The organism is Zavarzinia sp. (assembly GCF_041650655.1).
Lineage (GTDB): Bacteria > Pseudomonadota > Alphaproteobacteria > Zavarziniales > Zavarziniaceae > Zavarzinia.
Window position 1 is genome coordinate 1 of record NZ_JBAZKR010000168.1, and the last position, 5,733, is coordinate 5,733.

5 protein-coding genes are annotated in these 5,733 nt (G+C 67.8%); 3 read left to right on the plus strand and 2 right to left on the minus strand.

The annotated features are described in order from the left end of the window. The first annotated feature begins 244 nt into the window (after positions 1-244). Together puuE and uraD are read left to right on the plus strand one after the other, a co-directional pair. Positions 245-1,159, plus strand: a complete 915-nt coding sequence (gene puuE / locus WC493_RS21355; protein ID WP_373068331.1) for an allantoinase PuuE — start codon at positions 245-247, stop codon at positions 1,157-1,159. After that, a complete protein-coding gene (gene uraD / locus WC493_RS21360) occupies positions 1,159-1,638 on the plus strand; it encodes a 2-oxo-4-hydroxy-4-carboxy-5-ureidoimidazoline decarboxylase (RefSeq protein ID WP_373068333.1) in 480 nt (159 codons plus the stop codon). Before puuE ends, uraD begins: the two co-directional genes overlap by 1 nt. 16 nt (positions 1,639-1,654) lie before the next feature. Here uraD and WC493_RS21365 read toward each other — a convergent pair whose 3' ends face one another. Together WC493_RS21365 and WC493_RS21370 are read right to left on the minus strand one after the other, a co-directional pair. Further along, positions 1,655-2,986 (minus strand): LLM class flavin-dependent oxidoreductase, encoded by a 1,332-nt coding sequence (locus WC493_RS21365; protein WP_373068335.1) that lies wholly within the window; start codon positions 2,984-2,986, stop codon positions 1,655-1,657. Between the two features lie 101 nt (positions 2,987-3,087). Beyond that, positions 3,088-4,515, minus strand: a complete 1,428-nt coding sequence (locus WC493_RS21370; protein WP_373068337.1) for a DHA2 family efflux MFS transporter permease subunit — start codon at positions 4,513-4,515, stop codon at positions 3,088-3,090. A gap of 198 nt (positions 4,516-4,713) precedes the next feature. On the opposite strand from WC493_RS21370, the gene WC493_RS21375 reads away from it, so the two are divergent. Continuing rightward, positions 4,714-5,733 (plus strand): efflux RND transporter periplasmic adaptor subunit (locus tag WC493_RS21375; RefSeq protein WP_373068339.1); only part of this gene is annotated, 1,020 nt, incomplete at its 3' end.

Sequence of the window (5,733 nt, forward strand, 5' to 3'; positions counted from 1 at the left end):
GCGGTAGAGATCGATCCTGACCGCGGCGGCCGGTATGCCCTGCGCGGCATCCAGTACATGCGTGGTCAACCAGCCTGCAGCCATCGACTTCTCTCCCGACCCCGAAACTCTCCCATCGTGGCGTTGTGCATTGCGTCGTGGGAAGGGGGGATTTGGCCAAACATCTTCTAAAAATCGCGAATGATCGCCGGCCCCGTCTGTACTATGCCTTCGGTATCGGACCCGCTCCGCAGAGGCTTTCAGAATGACGTGGCAGACTCCCCGCGATTTGATCGGTTACGGCGCCGAGCCGCCCAAGGCGGATTGGCCGGGCGGCGCCAGGATCGCGGTGCAGATCGTCCTCAACTACGAGGAAGGCGGCGAGAATTCGATCGACAATGGCGATCCCGCCTCGGAAGCCTTCCTGTCCGAAGTGGTGAACGCCCAGCCCCTGCTGGGCGTGCGCCATCTCTCGGTCGAGTCGATCTTCGACTATGGCTCGCGCGTCGGCGTCTGGCGCCTGCTCCGCCTGTTCGAGGAGACGCGGGTACCGGTCACCGTCTTCGCCGTCGCCCGCGCGGCCGAACAGCATCCGGACGTGATCCGCGCCATGGTCGACGGCGGCCACGAGATCGCCAGCCACGGGCTTCGCTGGATCAATTACCAATATGTCGGCGAGGCGGTCGAACGCGCCCATGTGAAGGAAGCGGTGGAGATCCTGACCCATGTCGCCGGGACCCGCCCGCTCGGCTGGTACACCGGGCGGACCGGCCCCAACACGCGCCGCCTGGTCGCCGAAGAGGGCGGCTTCGTCTGGGATGCCGATGCCTATGACGACGACCTGCCCTATTGGCAGGATGTCGACGGCAAGCCCCTGCTGATCGTGCCCTATACGCTCGACGCCAACGACATGCGCTTCATCAATGCCCAGGGTTTCGGCGACGGCCACCAGTTCTATACCTACCTGAAAGACAGTTTCGACACGCTCTATGCCGAAGGGGCGCATACGCCGCGCATGATGTCGGTCGGCCTGCATTGCCGCCTGGCCGGGCGGCCAGGGCGCTTCGCCGCGGTCAAGCGCTTCATCGATTATGCCAAGGGGCACGAGGGCGTCTGGTTCGCCCGCCGCATCGACATCGCCCGCCACTGGCAGGCCAAGCACCCGCCGAAGGGGGCGTGATGACCCGCGACGATTTCGTGGCCCGTTTCGGCGGCGTCTTCGAGCATTCGCCCTGGATCGCCGAAGCCGCCTTCGACGGCGGTGCGACGGCCGAGACGGCGAAGGGCCTGCACGCCGCCCTCTGCCGGGCGCTCGATCCCGCCCCGCGGGCGGCCAAGCTGGCGCTCTTGAACGCGCATCCCGATCTCGCCGGCAAGTTGGCGCTGGCCAAGGGCCTGACGCCGGAGTCGACGGCGGAACAGGCGGGTGCCGGGCTCGACCGGTTGACGGCCGCGGAACTGGCGCGCTTCACCGAACTGAACGAGCGCTACAAGGCGAAATTCGGTTTCCCCTTCATCATCGCGGTGAAGGGCCTCGACAAGCACACCATCCTGAAGGCCTTCGAGGCACGGGTGGAAAACACCCCCGAGGTCGAATTCGCCACCGCCCTCGACCAGGTGAAGCGGATCGCCCTGCTGCGCCTCCAGGCCCTGGTCTGACTGGCGATGGTCTGACTCAGGCGAAGAAGCGGTTCACCGGCCGCGGCAGGCCCAGGTTCTCGCGGAGCGTGGCGCCCTCGTATTCCGTCCGGAACAAGCCGCGGCGCTGCAGTTCCGGCACCACCTGGTCGCAGAATTCGTCGAGCCCGCCGGGCAGCCAGGGGAACATCATGTTGAAGCCGTCGCTGGCTTCGCTTTCGATCCAATGCTCCATCTCGTCGGCGATCGTCTTCGCGGTGCCGACGAAGGAGAGGCCGGCATAGCCGCCAAGGCGCTGGGCGAGCTGGCGTACGGTCAAGCCCTCGCGCTCGGCGAGCGCGATCACCCGTTCGCGGCTCGACTTGCTGTCGTTGGTCTCGGGGACAGGGGGCAGGGGGCTGTCCGGATCGAAGCCCGAGGCATCGGTGCCGAGGGCGATCGAGAGGGAGGCGATGGCGCTCTCGTAATGCACCAGGCTGTCGAGGTGGAGGCGTTTCGCCTTCGCCGTCTCGACCGTGTCGCCGACCACGACGAAGGCGCCGGGCAGGATCTTCAGATGGTCGCGCGGGCGCCCCAGGGCATCCATCCGGCCCTTCACGTCCTTGTAGAAACTCTGCGCCTGGGCGATGTGGCCGGGCGCCGCGAAGACCACTTCGGCCGTCTCGGCGGCGAGCTGGCGGCCCGGTTCCGAGGCGCCGGCCTGCACGATCACCGGCCAGCCCTGGACCGGCCGGGCGATGTGGAGCGGTCCCCGCACCGAGAGGTATTCGCCCTTGTGGTTCAGCCGGTGCATCCGCGCGGGATCGAAATAGAGACCGCTCTCGGCATCGCGGATGAAGGCGTCGTCGGCGAAACTGTCCCAGAGCCCGGTGACCACGTCGTAGAACTCGCGCGCCTTCCGGTAGCGGTCGCCATGCTCCATGTGGCTCTCGCGCCCGAAGTTCAGCGCGGCGTCCGGGTTCGAGGTGGTCACGATGTTCCAGCCCGCGCGCCCGCCCGAGATATGGTCGAGCGAGGCGAAGCGCCGCGCGATGTGGAAAGGCTCGTCGAAGGTGGTCGAGGCGGTGGCGATCAGGCCGATCCGCTCCGTCACCATGGCCAGCGCCGAGAGCAGCGTGAAGGGCTCGAAGGAGGTCACCGTGTGGCTGCGGCGCAGGGCCTCGATCGGCATGTTCAGCACGGCCAGGTGATCGGCCATAAAGAAGGCGTCGAATTTGGCCGCCTCCAGCTTCCGGATGGAGCGGGTCAGTTCCGCCAGGCTGAAATTGGCGTCCGGCCGGGCGCCGGGATAGCGCCAGGCGCCGGTATGGATGCTGACCGGCCGCATGAAGGCGCCCAGCCTGATCTGGCGTTTCACTGCCATCGCCATACTCCGTTTCCGTACTGTGAAAGAAGGTTATTCCGGCTGCGAAGACGGTAAATGCGGTCCGCCGCCCGGTCCATGGGCGGCGGCACAGGGCGGCAATGCGTTCAGTGCGGGGCGGGGTGGTGGCCGCTGATCTCGGCCCCGGCGTCGGGCGCGAAGCGGCGGTTCCACAGCGTCGCCAGCAGGGAGATCGCGGTCACGATCAGGAAGGCGGCGGCGAAATCGCCGCGTACCGGTACCGTGCTGCCGCCGATCAGCATGGCGGCCTGGAGGATGGCGGCGCCGGCGCAGACGCCGAGCGACAGCATGAGCTGCTGGAAGGTCGTGTAGAAGCTGGTCGCCGCACTCATCCGCGCCGGCGGCAGTTCGGCATAGGCGACGGTATTGTAGGCGGTGAACTGGAACGACATCGAGAAGCCGCAGAAGACCAGCACGCCGAACAGCAGCCCATGGGGCCAGCCCGGCCCGAAGCCGGCGCAGGTCGCATAGGCGAGGCTGCACACGACGCCGTTCACCGTGAGCGCGCGGCGGAAGCCGAAGCGCCGCAGGATGCGCGGCGCCAGCGCCTTCATGGCGAGCGAGCCGGCGGCGGTGGCGAGCACGATCGAACCGCTCTCCGCCGCCGTCATGCCGAAGGCGAGCTGGAACAGGAGCGGCAGCAGGAAGGGCTGGGCGCCCTGGGTGATCCGGGTCAGCGAGCCGGCGATGACCGACAGGCGAAAGGTCGGTACCCGCATCAGGGAAAGGTCCAGGATGGGCGACGGGTGGTTCCGGGCGTGGCGGATATAGAAGAATCCCGCGACCAGGCCGATGGCGGCGAGCAGGGCGGCGATCCGCAGCGCCTCGCCCCGGCTGGCCAGTTCGAGCGCGAAATAGAGGCTGCCCAGGGCGACACCGGAGAGTGCCATGCCCGCCAGGTCGAAATCCTCGACCGCATCGCCCTTGTGGTTCTCGATATAGAGCGAGACCAGCACGAGGCCGAGCAGGCCGATCGGCAGGTTGATGTAGAAGATCCAGCGCCAGTCGACATAGGTGACGATGAAACCGCCGAGCGGCGGCCCCACGATCGGCCCCATCAGGGCCGGCACCAGCATCCAGGAGGTGGCGGCGACCATGTCCTTCTTGTCGGTCGAGCGCAGCAGGATCAGGCGGCCGACCGGCATCATCATGGCCCCGCCCAGGCCCTGGAGCAGGCGCGCCGCGACCAGCATGGGCAGGTTGGGGGCGAGCGAACAGGCGACCGAGCCTACGATGAAGACCAGGATTGCCGCCCGGAACACGGTGCGCGAGCCGAAATGATCCGCCACCTTGCCGCTGGCCGGCACGAAGACGGCGAGGCTGAGCAGGTAGGAGGTGAGCGCGATGCTCATGCCCGGCGCGGTGACGCCGAAATCCTGCGCCATGGCGGGCAAGGCGGTCGCCAGGATGGTGCCGTCCAACTGCTCCATGAACATGGCGGCCGCGACGATCAGGGCGACAGTCCTGAAATCGGGGCGGCGGTTGTCGCCGGTCGGCATCGGGGAGGCGGGCATTCCGGCGGTCTCGGGCAGGGGTGCCCTCGTATATGACAGGCTGCCTGCCGTATCCCTAGGGGGTGGGCGCCATGCCTGCCATGCACGGGGCGTTGTCCCAGCCCCCCGCCGGTTGTGTAACGTTTTGTGAACGCTCTTGTTTCTGCGGCCGTTCCGTTCCATCTGATGGGGCGGAACAGAAGCCGACGGGAGCCCGCCATGACCAATGCCCAGACCCCGCCGGGCGCCCCCCGGCGCCGCCGGCGTTGGCCCTGGGTCGTCGGCGTGCTGATCGTGCTGGCGGCCGGCGGCGTGTTTCTCCTGCGCGGCGGCGAGACGCCCGCCTTCAAGACCCAGGACGTCGCCCGCGGCACCCTGACCGTGACGGTGAGTGCCACCGGCACCATCCAGCCGGTCGACCAGGTCGACGTCGGCGCCGAAATCACCGGCCGCATCTCCGAGCTGAAGGCCGACTACAACGACCAGGTGATGCAGGGACAGGTGCTGGCGCGGCTCGATACGTCGTCGCTCGAAGCCAAGGTGAAACAGTCGGAGGCCAATCTCCTCTCGGCCCGGGCCTCGGTCGCCCAGGCCCAGGCTTCGCTGCAACTGGCCGAGGTGACGGCCAAGCGCACCACGGCGCTGGCCGACAGCCGCTTCGCCTCGGCCCAGACCAAGGACCAGGACCTGGCCGAACTGGCCCGCGCCCGTGCTGGCCTCCAGGCCGCCGAAGCCGGCGTCAAGGTGGCGGAGGCGGTGCTGGATTCGGACCGCACCACGCTGGACAAGGCGACCATCCGCTCCCCGGTCGACGGCGTGGTGATCTCGCGCAATGTCGAACTGGGCCAGACCATCGTCGCCAGCCTGCAGACGCCGGTGCTCTTCACCGTGGCGCGGGATCTCACCCAGATGGAACTGAACCTCGATATCGACGAGGCGGACATCGGCCATGTCGCGGTCGGCCAGAAGGCCACATTCTCGGTCGATGCCTATCCGACCAAGCTGTTCGATGCCGAAGTGACCTCTGTCCGTCTGGCGCCCAAGTCGGAGCAGGGCGTGGTCACCTATGAAGTGCTGGCCAAGGTGGGCAATCCCGACCTGTTGCTCCGCCCCGGCATGACCGCGACCGCGGATGTCGTGGGCGCCGTCCATGAGGGCGTGATCCTGGTGCCGAACGGCGCGCTTCGCTTCACGCCCGCCGATGTCGCCCAGGACAAGCTCGAGAAGCTGCCGCCGGAC